The organism is Martinezella lusitana (genome assembly GCF_016901135.1).
In the GTDB taxonomy this organism is placed as follows: domain Bacteria; phylum Pseudomonadota; class Alphaproteobacteria; order Rhizobiales; family Rhizobiaceae; genus Rhizobium; species Rhizobium lusitanum_D.
Map to the genome: position 1 here is coordinate 1 of NZ_JAFEVL010000057.1, position 1,457 is coordinate 1,457.

At 53.0% G+C, this 1,457-nt stretch carries 1 protein-coding gene; it reads right to left on the reverse strand.

Annotated features, from left to right (window positions below):
• Positions 1-241 precede the first annotated feature (241 nt).
• Positions 242-673, reverse strand: coding sequence for a hypothetical protein (locus JTP94_RS25300; protein ID WP_204853187.1), 432 nt, complete (start codon positions 671-673; stop codon positions 242-244).
• Between the last annotated feature and the right edge of the window lie 784 nt (positions 674-1,457).

A 1,457-nucleotide genomic window follows, 5' to 3' on the forward strand; every position in this document is an offset into this window, starting at 1 on the left:
GTTCCCGATGAAGCATCGTGCCGCCGTCGAGCATGACGGAACGTACGTAGAACTCGCCGGGATAGTCTGCACCGGCATCCACAAGCTCAGCCGTGCCGCCGATCAGCATCCCGCTCTCGGTCTTGCCGTTCAGGACGATTGCAAGTTCATCGAATTGATAAAGAAGTTCCATGTCTCTGCCCTCCTTAGGGACCGATCACTTTCGATATCCGCTGCAGTGAAGAGCGGATATCGAAGGGGGTCAGGAAATGGATGGCGGGTTTGTTCTGGCCTCATACGCGAAGGCCGCCGATAGCTTGTTGATGATGTTCACAACCTGCTGTCGCTTATTGAAGCGGATCTCATCCACCAAAGTTGAAAGAGCCCATCCAGCCTCGCGTGCTGCTGCCTTTAGGACGGTATCTGTGTCATCACTCTTCTCGAAGGGATCTTCGAAGAATCCTTCCGGTCCAGAGATGGAAATCTCTCCGTTGTTCAGGTGTTCCGACCGGCGCATCGCCTGAAGAGCGTTCCAAATCTGCAGGTCGGTAACGTCCGTGAAAACTCCGATACGCATGCATTCGCAGTACTTGCGAGCCTGAAAGACATTCTCAAAAGCGCGGATCGCATCAAGGTTGACCATTTTGGCGTTGCCCCAGTAAGTCAGCCAGTTCTGGATTTGCAGATCGTTCATTTCCCTCATCCTCATCTTGCGCAACCGGTTCGCTTCCTTACGGGGCTCAGTCGGTGCGGTGTTGATGAGGAGATATTCGCGATTATCGCAAAAACAGTCAAGTGAAATATCGCGATTATCGCAAAATTATTTTGACATCGCGAAAATGACGGCGCAAAAGAAAAGCGCCGGAGGGATGATCCTACCGGCGCTGACAGACGTTATTGCGATACCGATTGTCTAACAGAACTGGTATCAAATTGCAATCGGAATGGCGCTGTCAGGCGATGAAAACGCAAAATATTGGGTCTAGCGGAAGTATTTATCCCATATGATGTGGTTCATAGCGCAAAGGCAGCGGTCTCCGGGTGTTCACCCGCTCCGCCGATCATTCCGGCACATGAACAATCCCACGCGGTGCCAATTCCCAGGCTGAATTGGAGTATACGTGTCGAGATGCCAGGATTCGGGCTAACCGGCATATGGACAGCATGAGATCAGAACGCGGGCTTGGACGGCCTTGAGCGCCCCGCAAGGGTGGATAAACGACGAAAGTGGTGAGGTTTGGCGCGAATGCCTACCGCCTGGGAATGCGAGATCCCTAAGAGCCGCCGGGAGCATCCGGCATCATCTCGGTCGATAAGGCGTGTCTGATCTTCGAATGCCACAGACTACGGAATAAGACGGGATAGATGTGATGACCTCACCCTCCGTCTTTGATCTTCCTATGCTATTCCTCGGGCTTGAACCTGGCGGCATTGATCTTTTGCGCCACGGAGTCCCACAAATAGTCACGCTGATCCGA